At 54.2% G+C, this 18,393-nt stretch carries 14 protein-coding genes; 4 read left to right on the top strand and 10 right to left on the bottom strand.

Annotated elements, in window-relative coordinates; all coding sequences use genetic code 11:
* Positions 1 to 227: 227 nt before the first annotated feature.
* The 4 genes from cysK to ACR02O_RS12765 all read left to right on the top strand — a co-directional run bounded on the left by cysK (position 228) and on the right by ACR02O_RS12765 (position 4,777).
* Positions 228 to 1,205, top strand: coding sequence for a cysteine synthase A (gene cysK / locus ACR02O_RS12780; protein WP_458137353.1), 978 nt, complete (start codon positions 228 to 230; stop codon positions 1,203 to 1,205).
* Positions 1,202 to 2,131 carry a serine O-acetyltransferase EpsC gene (epsC, locus tag ACR02O_RS12775; protein ID WP_458137352.1) on the top strand — a complete coding sequence of 310 codons (930 nt, stop codon included), beginning with the start codon at positions 1,202 to 1,204 and terminating at the stop codon, positions 2,129 to 2,131. The genes cysK and epsC overlap by 4 nt, the downstream gene beginning before the upstream one ends.
* A gap of 98 nt (positions 2,132 to 2,229) precedes the next feature.
* Positions 2,230 to 3,147 (top strand): family 2A encapsulin nanocompartment shell protein, encoded by a 918-nt coding sequence (locus tag ACR02O_RS12770; RefSeq protein WP_020481377.1) that lies wholly within the window; start codon positions 2,230 to 2,232, stop codon positions 3,145 to 3,147.
* A complete protein-coding gene (locus ACR02O_RS12765; protein WP_494521742.1) occupies positions 3,134 to 4,777 on the top strand; it encodes a family 2A encapsulin nanocompartment cargo protein cysteine desulfurase in 1,644 nt (547 codons plus the stop codon). The genes ACR02O_RS12770 and ACR02O_RS12765 overlap by 14 nt, the downstream gene beginning before the upstream one ends.
* A gap of 199 nt (positions 4,778 to 4,976) precedes the next feature.
* Here the strand turns inward: ACR02O_RS12765 and ACR02O_RS12760 are convergent, their stop codons facing one another.
* From ACR02O_RS12760 to ACR02O_RS12715, 10 genes are all read right to left on the bottom strand, one after another.
* The gene (locus tag ACR02O_RS12760; RefSeq protein ID WP_494521741.1) at positions 4,977 to 6,617 is read right to left on the bottom strand and encodes a PepSY domain-containing protein; all 1,641 of its coding nucleotides are present in this window, start codon (positions 6,615 to 6,617) and stop codon (positions 4,977 to 4,979) included.
* An 88-nt stretch (positions 6,618 to 6,705) separates the two neighbouring features.
* Positions 6,706 to 7,296 carry a peroxiredoxin gene (locus ACR02O_RS12755; RefSeq protein ID WP_458137349.1) on the bottom strand — a complete coding sequence of 197 codons (591 nt, stop codon included), beginning with the start codon at positions 7,294 to 7,296 and terminating at the stop codon, positions 6,706 to 6,708.
* Positions 7,297 to 7,348: 52 nt separating this feature from the next.
* Positions 7,349 to 8,044, bottom strand: coding sequence for a c-type cytochrome (locus tag ACR02O_RS12750; RefSeq protein WP_494521740.1), 696 nt, complete (start codon positions 8,042 to 8,044; stop codon positions 7,349 to 7,351).
* Positions 8,045 to 8,073: 29 nt separating this feature from the next.
* On the bottom strand, positions 8,074 to 8,664 hold the full coding sequence (locus tag ACR02O_RS12745; protein ID WP_494521739.1) for a peroxiredoxin: 591 nt from the start codon (positions 8,662 to 8,664) through the stop codon (positions 8,074 to 8,076).
* Between the two features lie 10 nt (positions 8,665 to 8,674).
* Positions 8,675 to 9,061, bottom strand: a complete 387-nt coding sequence (locus ACR02O_RS12740; protein ID WP_033156401.1) for a hypothetical protein — start codon at positions 9,059 to 9,061, stop codon at positions 8,675 to 8,677.
* A 352-nt stretch (positions 9,062 to 9,413) separates the two neighbouring features.
* Positions 9,414 to 10,877 (bottom strand): DUF1501 domain-containing protein, encoded by a 1,464-nt coding sequence (locus tag ACR02O_RS12735; protein ID WP_205450332.1) that lies wholly within the window; start codon positions 10,875 to 10,877, stop codon positions 9,414 to 9,416.
* 104 nt (positions 10,878 to 10,981) lie between these two features.
* Positions 10,982 to 13,318, bottom strand: a complete 2,337-nt coding sequence (locus ACR02O_RS12730; RefSeq protein ID WP_494521738.1) for a DUF1549 and DUF1553 domain-containing protein — start codon at positions 13,316 to 13,318, stop codon at positions 10,982 to 10,984.
* Positions 13,319 to 13,383: 65 nt separating this feature from the next.
* Positions 13,384 to 13,890 (bottom strand): rhodanese-like domain-containing protein, encoded by a 507-nt coding sequence (locus ACR02O_RS12725; protein WP_494521737.1) that lies wholly within the window; start codon positions 13,888 to 13,890, stop codon positions 13,384 to 13,386.
* A 625-nt stretch (positions 13,891 to 14,515) separates the two neighbouring features.
* Positions 14,516 to 15,475 (bottom strand): SMP-30/gluconolactonase/LRE family protein, encoded by a 960-nt coding sequence (locus tag ACR02O_RS12720; protein ID WP_494521736.1) that lies wholly within the window; start codon positions 15,473 to 15,475, stop codon positions 14,516 to 14,518.
* A gap of 74 nt (positions 15,476 to 15,549) precedes the next feature.
* Complete coding sequence (locus ACR02O_RS12715; protein WP_494521735.1) at positions 15,550 to 18,369, bottom strand: TonB-dependent receptor; 2,820 nt, start codon at positions 18,367 to 18,369, stop codon at positions 15,550 to 15,552.
* Positions 18,370 to 18,393: the final 24 nt, after the last annotated feature.

Genomic DNA, 18,393 nt, shown 5'->3' with positions numbered 1-18,393 from the left:
CCGCAAGCTCCTTGCACCGAGGTAAATCATATTTTTAGATTTATATATCTCAAATAGGCATTACAGATAACCGAACCAATCGAACCTGTATTGACAGCCTTCGTTTAAACCAAGTACTTTAAAAAAAATCGCTGACCGGACCACCGGAAGCCAGTACGCCTGAACTCATTAAGCAGGCTGCTGGCTTTTTTTTGGCCCGCAGAAAACCGACAGGGAGTAATACCGTCATGACGCATTGGTATCCAGATAACTCGCAATCAATAGGCAAAACCCCATTAGTCCGGCTAAACCGCATTACCGACGGCGCGCCGGTGACTTTGCTGGCTAAAATCGAAGGCCGCAATCCGGCTTATTCCGTGAAATGCCGCATCGGCGCGGCGATGATTAACGACGCCCAGCAACGAGGCCTGCTGACCGCCGGCAAAGAACTGATAGAACCGACCAGCGGTAATACCGGCATCGCCCTGGCTTTCGTCGCTGCCGCGCGCGGCATACCACTGACCTTAACGATGCCGGAAACCATGAGTCTGGAGCGGCGCAAGTTGTTGGTGGCTTATGGTGCCAAACTGGTCCTCACCGAAGGCGCCAAGGGTATGAAAGGTGCGATAGCCAAAGCCGAAGAAATTGCCGCGTCCGATCCGGACCGCTATGTACTGCTACAACAGTTTAAAAACCCCGCCAACCCCAGCATCCACGAACTCACGACTGGCCCGGAAATCTGGACCGACAGCGACGGTGCCATCGACATTTTAGTCTCCGGCGTCGGCACCGGCGGCACGATTACCGGGGTTTCGCGCTATATCAAATTCAAACAACGCAAACCTATCGTTTCCATTGCGGTGGAACCCGAGGCCAGCCCGGTACTGAGCCAATTCCGAGCCGGCGAACCGTTACAGCCGGCGCCCCATAAGATCCAGGGCATAGGTGCCGGATTTGTGCCTGAAGTATTGGATTTGTCTCTGGTTGACGAGATTGCCCTGGTCAGTAACGAGGACGCCATAAGCTATGCCCGCCGATTGGCACGCGAGGAAGGGATTCTGGCGGGGATCTCCTGTGGCGCAGCCGTGGCTGCAGCGGTGCGGGTGGCAAAGCGTCCGGAACACGAAGGCAAAACCATCGTCGTCATCTTGCCGGATTCCGGCGAACGCTACTTGAGCTCGGCCTTGTTCGAAGGCCTGTTCGATCCGCAAGGTGTAGCGCTATGACCTTAAGCGAACACGGCCAACGCTGGGAAATCGATGCTCTGGTCGCAGAACTGCGCGAACTGCGTCTGCAATCCCTGGAAAACCGCCACCGCCGCGAACATCCGCCCAAATTGCCTTCCCGTAAGATTTTGAGCCAGATAGTCGACAACTTGGGCGCGGCGCTGTTCCCAAACCGGCTGGGTGTGCCCGACCTGACCGATGAAGGCATCGATTATTTCGTCGGCCACACGCTGGATAGCCTGTTGCGGCAATTGCAACGGCAAATCGGCCTGGAATTGCAATTTGTCGCCGAACAGCAAGGCCTATCCCTGGATACTCGCAGCCAAGCGACAGACATCACCCGGCAGTTTGCCGCCCAGTTGCCTGCTGTGCGGCAATTGATCGACACCGACATTCAAGCCGCTTACGAAGGCGACCCCGCCGCGCGTTGCGCCGACGAGGTGTTGGTGTGTTATCCCGGCATTACCGCTGTGATTCATCACCGCTTGGCGCATGTGCTCTACGAATTAGGTTTGCCGCTGGTAGCGCGCGTCATTAGCGAGGTTGCACATTCCGCCACTGGGATCGACATCCATCCTGGTGCGCAAATCGGCGAAAGCTTTTTTATCGATCACGGCACCGGCGTGGTAATCGGCGAAACCGCGGTCATTGGCCGCCGGGTGCGTTTATATCAAGCAGTCACGCTGGGCGCCAAACGCTTTGACAAGGACGACAACGGCATTCTGGTCAAGGGTAACGCCCGCCACCCCATCGTCGAAGACGACGTGGTGATTTATGCCGGTGCCACGATCCTGGGACGTATCACCATTGGCCGCGACTCGACGATAGGCGGCAACGTCTGGCTCACCCACAGCGTGCCGCCGGACAGCCTGGTCAGTCAAGGGCAGAATCGCACGGAAGTATTTGCCGGCGGCGGCGGGATTTAATCTCAACGGCCAATCGGCGCTTTTTCAAACCAACATTGATTAATCCATCACGAAAAACACTTTAACCAACCACCACCCACTAAGAAAGGAAAATCACCATGTCAGACATTCATCAAGCCCATACCGCGTTAGGCGACGTCGCTGCGCGCACCTTATCCAACGCCACCAAAACCGTGCCCATGATGGGTACGATCACGCCTCGCTGGCTGGTGCATTTAATGCACTGGGTACCAGTCGAAGCGGGTATTTACCGGGTCAACAAAGTGAAAAGCGAAACCAGCATCGCCGTCGACTGTTCCAGCCTGGATGAAAAAGTGCTGCCGCAAACCTATGTGGATTACGAAGAATGGGGCCGCGAATATCGCTTGAACGCCGTCAACACCGTACTGGACGTTCACACCCGCGTGGCTGATTTGTACAGCAGCCCTTACAACCAAATCCACGAGCAGCTGCGTTTGACCATCGAAACCGTCAAAGAGCGTCAAGAAAGCGAGCTGATCAACAACGCCGAATACGGCTTGTTAAACAACGTCGCGCCTGCGCAAAAAGTGCAAACCCGCAAAGGTTCGCCAACCCCTGACGACCTGGACGAGTTGATTGCCAGAGTTTGGAAAGAACCCGCCTTCTTCCTGGCCCACCCACGCGCCATCGCCGCTTTCGGCCGCGAAGCCACTCGCCGCGGCACACCGCCACCCACCATTTCCATGTTTGGTTCGCAATTCTTGACCTGGCGCGGCCTGCCCTTGATTCCGACCGACAAGCTAAAAATCACCAACGGCAAAACCAATATTCTGTTGTTACGCACCGGCGAAAGCCGTCAAGGCGTAGTCGGCTTGTATCAACCTAATCTGACCGACGAACTGAGCATGGGCCTGTCCGTGCGCTTCATGGGCATCAACCACAAGGCTATCGCGTCCTACCTAGTATCCCTGTATTGCTCGCTGGCCGTGTTGACCGAAGATGCCATCGGCGTATTGGAGAATGTCGAAATAGGCAACTACTATGACTACCAATAACATAGACCTAGCTGGCCTGGCGCAGCAAGCGCTGAGCGGCGGCACTGTGCCCGCGGGTTTACCGGACACCGCAGAACTGACGCGCTTGGCCAATCAGTTTTTCCGGGAAGTGCCTAATGGTGGCGAAGCCATCGATACCGCGCCGGTCTCGGCGGCAACTGCCGTACCGTTTAATAACGTCAGTTCCGGTTTCGACTCCCGGCCTGGTATCGACGACTCGGCTATTTCCGCCTTGGTGCAGCGCAGTTTTGCCTTGCCCGGCACAGCGGATTTACAAACCGCCCTTGCCAAACCGTTTGGTAAAAGTCAGCCCACCACGCCCAGCGCTTCATCGTTTTATTTTTTAAACGACGTATCGGCATTGGCTCGCGCGGCGCAAAGTCCGGGTTTAGGATCTGCGCATCCGCCGTTTGACGTGCATGCAGTGCGGCGAGACTTTCCGATTCTGCAAGAGCGGGTAAACGGTTACCCGCTGGCCTGGCTGGATAACGCCGCCACCACGCAAAAGCCGCAGGTGGTGATTGATCGGATTTCCGAGTTTTATCAGCACGAAAATTCGAACATCCACCGGGCCGCACATGAATTGGCGGCACGGGCCACCGACGCTTACGAAAGCGCACGGCAAATCGTCGCGCGTTTTATCAATGCCTCGTCCGCCGATGAAGTGGTCTTCGTGCGTGGCGCCACCGAAGCCATCAATCTGGTTGCCAAAAGTTGGGGTAAGCAAAACATTGGCGTGGGCGACGAAATCGTCATCAGCTGGCTGGAACATCACGCCAACATCGTGCCCTGGCAGCAACTATGCGCGGAAACCGGCGCGGTACTCAGAGTGATCCCTGTGGACGATAACGGCCAAATCATTTTGTCCGAGTATCAAAAACTGCTGAATGCCAAAACCAAGCTGGTGTCGTTTACCCAGGTCTCTAATGCCTTGGGCACCGTCACGCCGGCGCAAGAAATGATCGAACTGGCTCATAGGGCCGGCGCTAAAGTATTGCTGGACGGCGCGCAATCGGTGTCGCATTTAAAGGTTGATGTACAGTCCTTGGATTGCGATTGGCTGGCATTCTCCGGACATAAGATCTTCGGTCCGACCGGTATCGGCGTGCTTTACGGCAAGGCGGAAGTGCTGGAAGCTACCCAGCCTTGGCAAGGCGGCGGGAATATGATCGAAGACGTCACCTTCGAGAAAACCGTCTACCAACCGGCACCCGCTAAATTCGAAGCCGGCACCGGCAATATTGCTGATGCGGTGGGCTTGGGTGCGGCGCTGGAATACCTGAACAAGATCGGTATCGAAAATATAGCTCGCTACGAGCATGAATTGCTGGTTTATGCAATGCATGCCTTGCAAGCCATACCGGGTCTGCGTTTGATCGGTACCGCGCCGGAAAAGACCAGCGTGGCATCGTTCGTGTTGGATGGTCATAGCACTCAGGATGTGGGTAAAGCCTTGAATGAGGCCGGCATCGCCGTGCGCTCCGGCCACCATTGCGCCCAACCCATCTTGCGCCGCTTTGGCTTGGAAAGTACCGTGAGACCGTCGTTGGCGTTTTATAACACTTACGAGGAAATCGATAGGTTATCGGCAACCCTGAAACGGTTGCAGTGCACTTCTCGGCGGTTTTAGCCTTACATTTTGAGGTCAAGGCGGCATACAGTCTTGACCTCAAATGCTCGCGCTGGACATAGATGCGAACCTATTTTTAAAAGCATTTTTAACGTGAGGAAGTAGGAATAAAAGCCGCTAAAAACTATCTTGGTTCTCGGCTTATAACTGAGCTTATCGGTAACGCCAATTATCCTGGCGTTACCGAACATTTATTGTCTTAACTACGAGTTTCCGTAGCCAGTTCCAGCGCCGACTGCGGTCCAGCCACTTTGCGTTTTTTCGGCTTAAAGGTTTTGACCAACCGTTTCCAACCGACCACCAGCGAACTGGCGCCCAATACCAAACCGAAACCCACCCAAGTCAACATCCAGGCATCCCAGATCGGCCGGTGATACAGCCAACCGAAATCCCAATGATGCAATCCCGAATACAGCCAACGAAACACCCGGCGACTGCGATCCAGTTTGGCCAGCAAGCTACCGTCTTGCGGATCCAGATAAAACCGGGTGCCAGCTTCATCGGCCAGCTGTACCGCCACCACCGGCAAGGGCTTTTCCACCAAGCTTTGATGATGCCGCGGGTAATAATAGCTGTCGTAGTCTTCCAAGAGTTCCTGACTGACGATGGGCGTATCTTGCGACACACGCTGAATCGCCTCGGTTACCGAGATTTTATTGAATTGCTGAACCGCCCCATCCACCGCTTGCGGCAATCGCTGACCATCGCGGCCATAAGCCAATAACACCGCTTCGCCGCCCAAGCGGCGCCAACCCAACTCGACGATGTCCTTACCCTCGGCCGTATTTAGCGGGCCAGGCTGCCAATTGCGCATCGCCTCGGGTAACACCTTGCCCAAATAACGGTTCAGCTCTTGCCGGGACGGATTGGCTTCGGAAAATAATTTGCCGGGATTGGTATCGATAAATCCGCTCAGCACCCAGGACAACGCCACGGTGCCGCCGATCAAACCGCTCCAGAAATGCCATTTAAACCAAAACTCGCGGTAAGGTTGCGTGCGGCCTTGCGAGTAAGTGGGCTTGCCGTTAAATCCCGGCCGCCAGCGCAACCAACCGATAATTAAACCGGTGATGCACGCGATGGTCGCGCCCAAGCCCGACCACAATTGCACATCGTGGCGATATTGCCCCAAACCAATAGCTTCCAGAGGTTTGAACAAATGCAGCCAATTGCCGGCATAGTAAAACGCCCTATCGACGCGGGTCGAGGCATGCAGCACTTCTCCGGTACGCGCCGAAATCAACAACTCGTCGCCGTCGTCGCTAGCTACCCGATGAAACGGCCGCAAAGCCTCCTGATTGCGCAGAATAATCGGCGCTTCCAATGTTTCCACTACTTGCAAATTATGGTTAATACCATCGCGTTTGAACCAGTCGTCGGCGATGCGTAACGCCTGCTCCACCGAAGTTTCGCGCAAGCTGCCGTCCAGTGCGGACAGCGCAAAGCGCGCGCCTTGGGTATCTTCCACCAACCAAAACGGCTCGTCGTTACGTCTTACCAAGCGGGCATCGGCTATACCGGCAGTCTGCTCGGCGCTATTACCAGTCTCGGCTTTTGCCTGCGCGCCGTGTTCACCCATGTTTGCGGGCTTGGATTGATGTTGCGCGGCAAACAGCTTGCGCCGCTCGGCACTGCGGTCCCAGGCTTCGCCCAGACTCAACCAGCCGGCTTCCGGCGCCAGGCTTTCCGCGTGTGCCAATTGCTGGCTGCGGCTTTGCGTGGTCGGCGTCGAATAGATAATCGCGATGCCGGTGAAAAACCAGAAAAACATGAACAAAGCCAACACCACCCCCAGCCAGCGGTGGGTTTCATATAACAACCAATTCAAAGACTTCTTCATTGCCGCCCTCTTAAACGCCCTTTGTTGATGACACTATCCGTTGAAAACTACTTTGCACTTCGCCCCCGCTACACACTTCCTTAAACCCTTATTGACCCGCCTGCGCGGACTTGCCCAAACCTTGCACAATCTCCAAGGCCTTTTCGACATTTTCGGCGGGTTGCAAGTCGCCGACGCTAGCGACGATCTTGCCGTCCGACGCCACCACAAACGTAGTCCGGGCGATAGCACCGTGATTGACTTGTACACCGCGGCTGTCCAAGCGCCCGGTTTTCGATTCATCCATACTCAAGCCGTAAGCATTGGCGATCTTGCCGTCCGCATCCGAGGCCACCGGAAATTTGCTGGCGCAGTACTCAGGATCGGCCGAGAATTCGTTCAACCGCTCGATACTGTCCAAGGACACGCCCACAATCGTCGCGCCGGCTGCGGCGAATTTGTCGTGATTGATCGCGAAGGTTCTTGCCTGAATATTGCAGCCGCGTCCGTAAGCGGTCGGATAGAAATACACCACCACGGGGCCCTTGCCGCGCGCTTCCTTCAAGGAATAGGCAAACGGCTTGCCGGCAAAAGAGGCTTGGGTATTGAAATCCGGCGCGACATCGCCTTCTTGCAAGTCGGCCAGTGCCGAGAACGCGACTAACAGCAATAGTGCGCTACTCAGAAAAAAACGTTTCATATCAACTCCGTAAAAAGGATGGGAATAAGCTTCCGGCGGGACACTCATCTGCTTATAACCCCGATAGGTATTCGACCAAGGCATTCAATTCGTCGTCGTTTAATGACTTGGCGACTTTGTTCATTACCGCTTCCGGGCTGTTTTTGCGTTCGCCCAGCTTCCAATTGGTCAATTGACTGCGTAGATAAACCCGGCGCTGCCCACCTATCACTGGGTAAATGACGTTATCCACCACCTTGCCTTTACCGTTTTCGCCGTGGCAACTGGCGCACGCGGGTAAATCCCGTGCTGCATCGCCGTTTACAAACAAATTTTTAGCGAGCGGGTTGTCGGCAATTCGGTCGCCGCGCATAACTTGTTGGCTGGCAAAATACGCGGCGATGTCGGCCATGTCTTCTTGAGTCAAATCGGCGGCCATCACATTCATGATTTCATGGCTGCGGGCGCCGGATTTAAAATCTCTGAGTTGTTTAACCAAATAACCGGCGTATTGACCGGCGTGGCTGGGAATTCTGACATCGCCGCTGTTGCCGTCCTCGCCATGACATTCCTGGCAACGTTCGTCAGCCGACTTTTGTTTACCCACGACCGGGTTGCCGTTGCCGATGCGTTGCAAAGAAAGTTCATCGCCCTGCTCTGCAAATACGGTTTTCGCCGAGGCCAATAAGGCAAAGGTACTAACGGCCAGCCACGGACTGCGGCGGCGCCAATGATGCCTTGCTCTGCGGCGTTTGGTTTCGGGGGCCACAGCGCATAGCCAACGGCAAAACCCCATGCCTAGTTCGCCTTCGGTCGGTCAGCGGCGAGCTTTTCCACGATTTCCAGCGCTTTGGCGACATTTTCTTCCGGCTTCAAGCCGCCCAAGGTCGCGGCGATTTTGCCGTTCGGCGTGATCACGAAGGTGGTGCGCTCCGCAAAGCCGCGGTTGATTTCCACGCCCCGGCTATCGGTTTTACCCGGCGCGGCGGCTTTCACGGCAATATCGTAATTACCGGAGATTTTGCCGTCGGCATCGGATGCCACCGGAAATTTGCTGGCGCAGTAATTGGGGTCGGCGGAAAAGTCGTTCAAGCGTTCGATGCTGTCCAGCGAGACACCGACGATGCTGGCGCCGGCGGCGGCAAATTTTTCGTGATTGACCGCAAAACTATGCGCCTGCAAATTACAACCGCCGGTATAAGCGGACGGATAGAAGTAAACGACGACCGGGCCTTTTTTCAAAGCATCTTCCAGCGTGTAATTAAAAGCCTTGCCGGCCAGGGAGGCTTGCGCTTGAAAATCCGGGGCCGGATGGCCTTCTGGGAGCGCGGCCATCACCGGCAAAGCAAATACGGCAGGCAGCAGGCTTTTCAAAAATAAGTTTTTCATAATGCTTCAATTAGAGGGGTTTGTATTTGTCGTGGCAGGCGCCGCGGCATTGTTTGGAAAAGTCGTTGGCGGCCACAGCAGCCGTATCGAAATCGCCAGCCGTCAGTGCATTCTGAATATTCGCCGCCTTGTCCTGATATTCCTTGGCGTTATGCGTTGCGTCGTCAGCGTTGCCACGCTTGGCAAAAAATCCTTCGACCAGTTTGAATTCGTCCTGTAATTGCTTGGCTTGGGTTACCGCGGTGTTGGCGTCCTTGGCGGCAATATTGTTTTGCACTTCCTGAATTTTGGTTTCCACATCATTCATTAACTCTTCGAAATCAAATTCGCTTTCGGCAATCACCGCGCTGCTGCTGAGAACCAACCCAATTCCGAAAAGATAAATCGTCTTTCGCATATCGTTAACCCTGTCGCGGCATTACCCGCCTTATTAAATAATGTTCTCGGAACATCTCTAAAATTCCCTCTTCGCCAAACAGGACTCAAACGACCCACTGTCACCCAAGGCCCCCACAAAGGCCCGGCTGCGCGTATTACCGGGAGATAACCGGCCTGCCGTCCATTGGCCCCAGCCTCCTTGCCGGGATAAACGCTCACCTGACAGCGTCGTCCTAACGCCCTGTTTGATAAAGAAGGAATTTCAGAGATGTCCACATTGGTTCAAATTCGCCTTGTCCCGGCCAATAGCCGGCTCAGCGAATCGCTTACCCGAAAGCGCCAAGCCTTCGGGTAAGCTGTTAAGCCCAACCTTAAGCAATCAATTCCTTGATCACTTTGCCGTACACCACGGTTGGACGTTCCGAACGGCCTTGATACTTGTAAATCAGCTTCAAGTGATCCAGACCCAACTGGTTCAACACGGTAGCATGCAAGTCGTAGGTATCCACTTCGGTACCTTTGATAGCTTGTACGCCCAGCTCGTCGGTGCCGCCATGGGTGTAACCGGCTTTGACGCCGCCGCCCGCCATCCATTGGGTATAGCCCCAAGGATTGTGGTCGCGACCGTCGCCGGATTCGCTCCATGGGGTGCGGCCGAACTCGGAGGTCCACACCACCAGGGTGTCATCCAGCAAACCTTTGGCTTTCAAATCTTTCAACAAACCGGCGATTGGTTTGTCGATAATTTTTGAATGCTTGCTGTGGTTGTCTTCGATGTTTTGGTGCGCGTCCCAATCGCGGCTGTCGCCTTTGATGTCGGTCGGGCCGGATACGACTTGCACGAAACGCACGCCGCGTTCGGTCAAGCGTCTGGCACGCAACAACAACTCGCCGTAGGGGCGGGTGATTTCGTCGTTCAAGCCATACAGCGCTTTGGTTGCATCGGATTCCTTACTAAAGTCAACCGCTTCCGGTGCGGTTTCCTGCATGCGGTAAGCCAGCTCGTAAGATTCGGTGCGGGCTTGCAGTTCGCTATCGGTGGGATAGTTGGATGCATGTTGTTGATTAATCTGCTTCAACAAGTCCAGCGCATGGCGTTTTTCCGCGTTAGCCAGATATTCCGGGTTGTTCAAATGCAGAATCGGCGAATTGCCGGGACGGAACGGCGTACCTTGATAAACCGCGGGTAAAAAGCCGGATTCCCAGTTGGTCACACCGCCGCGTGGTTCCCGTTTGTCGTTATACAACACCACGTAAGCAGGCAGATTGGGGTTCGCCGAACCGAGAGCATATTGCACCCAAGCGCCCAGTGTTGGCCGGCCGGGGTTCAAGCCGCCGGTGTTCAACTTCATGATGGAAATATCGTGGGTTGCACCAACGGTCACGCTGGATTTAATAAACGCCAAGTCGTCGGCATGTTCCGCCAGATTGGGCAGCCAATCGGAAAACCAAGCACCGCTTTGACCGTGCTGTTTCCAGTCACGTTTGGTGGCTATCAATTTGGTGATACCGCCTTGAGTACTGGTTTTGATGCCTTGCAAAAACGACGCTGGAATACCGGTACCGGCTTGTTTGACCAGCTGCGGCTTGTAATCGTACAAGTCCAGCGTACTGGGGGCACCGGACATGTGCAGCCAGATGACGGTTTTGGCTTTAGGCGCAAAATGCGGCGCTTTCGGCGCTAAAGGATTGGCGCCGGCCAAGGCTTGCAGGGCAGGATCGTCCGCCAGGGCAGTGGCAATGACGCCACCACCGGGCAGGAAACCGCTGACAGCCAAGCCGCCCAAGCCATAGCCGGTTTTTATTAAAAAATCGCGACGTGATTTGTTGTTCATTATCTAAACCTCTTGAATAGTATTTTGTGTCGGCAACTGCTTCGGGTCGGGTAAGGCGCCCGCCGATTTGGCAGACGCCCACTTAAACCGAGTCGTATGTATCGTTAAAACCGGTAGATGAACTCGTTGGAGTTGGCTACCACGTGGACCAAATCCACGAATGCAGCGGCTCTAACAGGGTCACCCAGCGGCTTGTCCTTAACGCCGGCCGGTACGTTCACTTCAAACTTGCCATCCGCCGCCTTAGCGCGAATGATGGCTTCCTGTTCATTCAAGAAGGCCTGCAACGACTCTTTCTCATCATCCTTCGGTTGCCGCGCAAACAAGATTTGATACAGTCTGCTGATGCGATCTTCTTCATCTTCACCGGCTTCATTGATCACCCGGCCAGCCAAGGATTTAGACCAGTCGAATATCAGCTCGCTGTTGTACAGAGTCAGGGCTTGCAACGGCGTAGTGGTGACCTCGCGTTTGCTGTGCGCTTCCTGCGGCGACGCCATGTTGAAAGAGTCCAGGATCGGATACGGGATACTGCGCCGGGTAAAGATGTACAAACTGCGGCGGTTCTGATCGTGAACATCCTTGGAGGTTTTCCAAGCTGGATCGCCTTGGAAGTTGCCGCTGGCGGTGTTGATCGCTTTGGGCAACGGCGGGTACACGCTAGGTCCACCTACTTTCTCTTCCAACTTGCCAGCCGCAGCTAACAAGGAATCCCTGACCTGCTCCGCTTCCAAACGTTGGCGCGGAAACACTGCCAGCAACTGGTTTTCGCCGTCGGCTTTGGCAACATCTTCGCGGTAATCCGACGATTGGCGATAAACGCTGGATAGAAGGATCTCGCGGTGCAGTTTTTTCACGCTCCAGCCGTCATTGACGAATTTGGAGGCCAGGTAATCCAACAACTCGGGGTGCGTCGGTTTTTGACCGGCTTTACCGAAATCGCTGACGGTGGTCACGATACCTTTACCGAAATACTGGTCCCAAATCCGGTTGGTATACACCCGAGCGGTCAGAGGATTGGTCGGGCTGGTAATCCATTTCGCCAAAGCTGACCGGCGACCGGATGAAAACGGCAACGGTTTGATGTCCGGTTTTTCGTCGGTAATCGCTTCCGGAAACGCTGGTTGCACTTCTTCCAACGGTTTTTCGTGATCGCCTACCGCAAACACATAGCTAGGCGGCGCATCCGGATGACCCAGTTCGGTCATCGCCGAAATGGTGTTGGAGGACGTGGTGGGTTTCAGATCGTTGAATTTTTTAAGTTCTTTATCCAGTTTTTCCAGCTCGGCCCATTGCTCGGCGATTTTTGGATCGCGGGTTTTGGCATCGGTACTTTCGCCTTTTTCCCGGAAATACGATTCCAAACTAGCTTCGTCTGTCACATTAGCCAAACGATGGTTAACCCAACGGTCGCGAGCATTCCATTGCTCTTTAGGTTTGAAGATCGCTTCCCGCGAGTCGGTCAAATAACGTTCCTTGTGATATTTAAGTGCCTCTTCCCTATGCGTATCGATAATGGCTTTTTTCTTGGCGCGAATCTCTTTAGTCGCCTCTTCCCATTTGGCGTACTGTTGTTCGTAGGCTTTTTCCACTTCGCCTTTCTTCGCAGGGATATTGTCTACCGGCGCGATGTTGGCAAAGAACGACTGTAGCGAGAAATAATCTTTCTGGCTGATCTTGTCGAACTTGTGGTTATGGCAACGCGCGCATTCCACAGTTTGACCCAACACCACCTTACCCACGGTATCGGTAATATCCGTGGTGATTTGGTATTTGCGTTGTACCAAGTCGCGGGAGTTGCTGTTGTCCGGGAATTGCGCCATGAAGCCGGTGGCCACCAAGGCTTGTTCGTCGCCCGGCCACAATTCGTCGCCGGCCAATTGCTCCTGAATAAATCTGCTGTAAGGTTTGTCCTGATTAAATGAATTGATCACGTAATCGCGGTAACGCCACATGTTCAAGCGGTCGTTATCGTTTTGAAAACCGGTACTGTCGGCATAACGCGCCAAATCCAGCCATTTACGGCCTTGGCGCTCGCCGTATTTCGGCGAAGCCAACAAACGGTCCGCCAATTTTTCGTAGGCGTCAGGCGATTTATCATTAACAAATGCATCGACTTCTTCCGGGGTGGGAATGACACCCCACACATCCAGCGTAGCCCGGCGGATGAACGACGCGCGGTCGGTATCCTGTGAAGGCTTGATGCCTTTGGCTTCCAAAGGTGCCAGCACAAAAGCATCGATAGGGGTTCTGACCCAATCTTTCTGCTGCACGTCAGGCACGGCAGGCGCTTTGACCGGTTGATACGACCAGAGTTTGGATTTGGACTGTCCGGCTGGAGCAGCGGCTTCGGTAGCCGGTTTTTCTTCGGCGGCCTGAGCAGCGTCGGAGAGCGCAAGTGCCAGCCCCCAGACCACCGCGCAATATAGTTTTATTTTCATTGAATTCCTCCAAAATGACAGCTTGATGGAACGAAGCCGGGGCTCAACCCAACCTCATTCGGAAATTAACCTTTATGCTTATGGCCTTTGCTGTGCTCTTGCTCTTTGGCATGCTCTTCGGGCTTAGGCTCAGGCGGGACAATTTTGGTAATCTTGCCGCCCTCTTCTTCATAGTTTTGCGAACCTATCGCACCTACCACCTTGAAACCCTTTTCAGCCAGCAAATCGGCAGACTTACCGGCACGGCCGGCGTGATTGGACACGGTGACGATGGAGCGTTCTTTAGGGATAAACGGCAAAGCCTTATCCAGTTCATCGATTTGTACGTTCAAATAGACGGGAAAGGTACCGATCTTGCTGATCTCATCGGGACGGCGCACATCGATAAACAATACTTGCTCGGGCTTGGCGAGTAAGGCATCGATTTCCGCGCGATTCAATTTTGGGGTTTTATAGGTATAAGGCCGCGCGGCCGGCGCCTCGGTTTTTTTACCGGCGTCCGCGTCAGCGGCAAACGCTACCGGAGCCGCCAAGATCAGAGCCAAAAGAGCCGCTGTGGTCGTGTTTTTCATTGCTATGTCTTCCTGTTATTAGTTGCTAACTGCACGGTTTATCGCGCTTGAATAAGGTTCCTCATTAGGTAAAAAGCAACTAGCATGCCACTCGAAAAATATCCGCCATAAAAAACCATCACTAGCTTGTTACCTATTGATTTAAAACGTGATTTTTATTTTTCAGCACTCTCGACAACACTTGATAAATCCCTCAATATCCAAGCACACCCCAAGCAACTGGTGGAAATTCAGCAGGGTCGCAACATGCCCTGTTGCTGGGCTAGCACCACACCAACCGTTTCTTGATCCGGGCGGATTTATCCCTGGTGGACCGTTCGGGCTGAGCTCGTCGCAGCCTGAAGTGCTCGGCGCTTCGACAATACCTTCAAGGGCAGAACGGCGAGCTGTATTTGAGGTTGAGCTTAATTAAGTTGCTTGGGTCTTTAGAAAGGAGGCGTGCAGATCGGGAACGCTGTAACCTCCCAATCTGCACCGCTTGGAGCCCGGCAGAAACGCCGGACAAAAAAAACGGGCTAAGGAACAATCCTTGCCCGTTAGAGGTTCTCACCACGAGAGCTTGATGAAATGCTTGGGGCCCTTAAGCTCCGTGTTAAGGGCCGTTTGAGATATTCCGTCAAATCGGCTATTTCGGCCGACTGCTAATACCGGCAGTCAACAACGGAATTTTGTAAGCCGCACCGCGACCGACGACATACAGGGTTTTCTTGTCCACACCCGCAAAGGCCAGGTTCTGTGGCTTTTTGGGTAGTGGAATCACGCCTAGAATCTCACCTTTAGCGCTGATGATTTCTACACCGGCGTTGGAAGCGACATACAACCGACCTTCATCATCCAGCGCAATGCCGTCGGCACCGCTGGACCACGTGCCGTCTTCGCCTTTTTTCCAACCCTCCAGTTTGGCGAAATTGCGCCGATTCTGAATCGAGCCGTCGGCAGCAATGTCGTAAGCCAGAATGTGTTCGCCTTGGGTATTGGCGACGTACAAGACTTTTTCGTCCTTGCTTAATTGAATACCGTTGGGACGCTCGATGTCGGTCGCCAATTGTTTAAGCTCGCCGCCCGGCGAAATATAAAACACGCCGGGATGCGACGGCGGCGGATTGGGATTGTCCTTGCTCGGCCGCGTACCGCTATCGGTAAAGTAGATACCGCCGTTGCTGGCGCGCACCAAATCGTTAGGACGTTGAAATGCGGTGCCTTGATAGTTTTCGGCCAAGGTATTTTTCTTGTTGGCCGGGTAAACCACACCGACCTTGGTTTTGACGGTTTGTACCGCGACGATTTCGCCGTCGGGCGTCAAAGCCAGGCCGTTGGCGCCGTTGGAGTTTTCCAGAAACGTTGAGACTTTATCGTCCGTGCCAATCCGTATGATTTTGTTGGCTTGGGTTTCGGTGAACAATAAACTGCCGTCACTATAACCAATAGGCCCCTCGGTCCCGTTAAAGCCGTCTTTGATCAGCTCGGCTACCACACCGCCGGCGGCGACGCCGGGAATAGCTGGGGTAACCGGGTCGTCGGCGCTGGCCGCCGCCGCATAAATCAACGCGCTAAATCCCAGTAAATAGAAGTGTTTAGATAACATCAGTATTTCCTTTGCAAATGTTTCGATAAATCAGTTTGCCGGACGGCATTCTGGCCGCCCGGCGCGTGTAACAATTAGAACTTGGCTCTAAAGTGCACCCCGTAGTAACGCGCATCGCCGAATGAAGCACTCGCCGCGCCGGTACCGGAAAAGTTACTGGCATTGGTAAAGTAGATGGTGTCAAAGATGTTTCTACCGACCAAGTCCAGGTTGTACTTGCCATTTTTAGTACCCAATCCAATCCCGCCATCGGTGACGTGATAGGCGTCCTGCTTGCCATAGCGCGACAAACTGGCGTTGTAGTTGGCCGCCGATTTAAAGCTGTCGATCAAATACGCATGCCACTGCAAACCGTAGTCGTTACCGTAACCAAAGGTTAAAGGCGCCCGGTAATCTATCCCGTAGTTGGCAGTAAACGCCGGCGCGTTCGGGATGGTTTTGCCGGTTTGATCGCAATATCCGCTGTTATTCGCTTCCGGCGGGCACGGCGCGTTGGCAAAGTCGGTGTAAATGGCTTTGTTATACGAACCGTTCAGGAACACATTCAACCCTTGGGTAATATCCCAATTGGTTTCCAATTCGATACCGCGTAATTGAATACCGCCAATATTGCCCAGTTGCGTCAAGAATTGACCGGCCCGCAATGGATCGGGCGCCACCAACTGCGATTGATAACTTTGAATATCGGTTTGGTACAAGTTGACGTTGAACACCAGCTTGCGATCCAGCAAAGTGCTCTTGAACCCAAATTCGTAGTCCATCACATCTTCCGGTTTGACGTTTTCCGTAGCCCCAGTGTTAAAGTTGAACTGCGCCGCCCCGGATTTTTGACCGCCGGCCACCGAACCGTAGACCATCAAATCTTTATTCACTTTGTAACTCGGGTTAATCAACCAGTTTTGCGAATTCTGATCGAAACCTTGCCGCGGCGCGTCCCATTCCGGCCCCAATCGATTGCTGCGGATAGCCTTGGCCGCTGCAATCTGCGCGGCGTTAGAGCCTAAGGAGGCACCCAAAGCATCTAAATCCACACCGCCCAAATTCCGGCTATAACCAGTGTTCTCCCGACGTTCAAAGGTATTGCGCAAGCCTAAGGTCAAGGTCGCATCATCGGTGACATGCCAGTTGATCTGACCGTAGCCGGCATAGCTATCGGTGGCAGGCACCACGTTTTGCGTCAACATGGTATCGCGCATGGACGCCGCCAATAATTGCCGGGACGCCGGAGTGGCGTTCAACAGGCTGTACTGGCTATTGCTGGCATGAAAGGCGCCGGCATCGACCCCGAAAAGGCGCTGATTAAAGGTATTGGCGATAGCACGCATCGCAAACACCCCGAACTGGTAATCGACGGGCCCTGGGTCTTTAGACGCCAGTCTCAGCTCCTGCGACCATTGCTCATTTTTAACAGTCCAACCGGAAATCCGTTCAACGTCAGCGGTGCTGGACTCGCCATCATGATTGGGTTCAAACAACGCATCCCGGTAAGCGGAAATCGAGGTCAACCGATGTCCTGCCACATCCCAGTTAATTTCCGCCGACACCCCGGAACCGTCGCCGCGCGATTGGCGCCTTTCGTTGTTCGCCATCGCTCTAGGATCACCAATTACGGTCACCGGTTGGCCATTGGTTCGCAGTGTATTGAACCAATCCCTGGCCAACCGCGAACTGAAGGTCGTGGTTCGCAGGGTGCCATCGTCAAAGCGCGTAGGATCGGCGATGAGGGGTTGCACGCTCATGGTTTGAGTCGAGGCAGTTTTATCGACAATCACCCGCGCGCTCAAATCTTCGCTCGGCGTAAACAGAAACTGCAAACGCCCGCCCAACGCATTGGTTTCGCCTAAATCCCCCTCACTGCGATGCACATCCAAATTTTTCACAAAGCCGTCGCGCTTATCGATAAACCCGGAAGCGCGATACGCCAACAAACCAGGCAAAATGGTACCGGTAGCGCCGAATTTGCCTTGCAGGGTATCCCTATCCCCCGCGAAGCCATCCACGTAATAACTGTTCTTGAATGAAGGCGCTTTGGTGGTAATGTTCAGCAAACCCAGGTTGCTGTTTTTACCTTGCAGCGTACCTTGCGGACCACGCAACACTTCCACTTGATCCAAATCGGCAAAGTTGGCCCACGCCGCCCCCGCCCACGCCCGCCAGACGTTATCCACCATCACGCCAACACTGGGCTCCATGGATTCGTTACCGCTGTTTTTGCCCAAACCCCGCAAAGCAATACTGGTTTGCCGGGCATTGGCCGAGGTCACACCCAAGTTAGGCGCACGCCGGGAAAAATCTTGTACCGACACCACGTTATCCCGCTCCAGCGTTTCCCGATTGATTACCGCCACCGGAATCGGCACTTCCTGCAACTTCTCTTCCTTACGTCGAGACGTTACGACCACTTCCGACAGGTTTTGCGGCTCGTCGGCTTTCTCTTCCGGCTCCGGCTCAGCGGCGGCTACGACATTGTCCGGCTCCTGACTGGTTTGCGCAGCCGGATCGGTAATACCTGGCGCCGGCGCGGCCGCCACACTTCTTTTAAGTAAATCCTGCTCACGCCGTTTTGAGGCTTCCAATTCCCGGCTCAAGCGTTCAACCTGCGCTTGTAAATCGTTCACTTTGGTATCGGCAACCGCTTTATTGCCGGCCTTTTTCGCGCTTTTTTTCACCGGCGCCGTTTGGGCGGTCGCATCGCTAGCAATCAGCATTGAACCACCCGCTATAGCCATTGCCACACATACCGACAAACCGCGCCGATTGCTAATGTGCAGCGGCACTTTCACCGATTCAATGCTGTCTGCCGACAGACTCCCAATTAAATTTTCCTTCACGATCTCACCTATGCGAATGTTACAAAAACCAATTCGAGCCAACGCCAAGACGGCGTCCGCCATTCGAACTTTCTGTAACGCTCTACG

The sequence above is a fragment of the Methylomonas sp. PHL2-19 genome (assembly GCF_059331595.1).
This window is presented reverse-complemented; position numbering and strand designations above follow the sequence as displayed.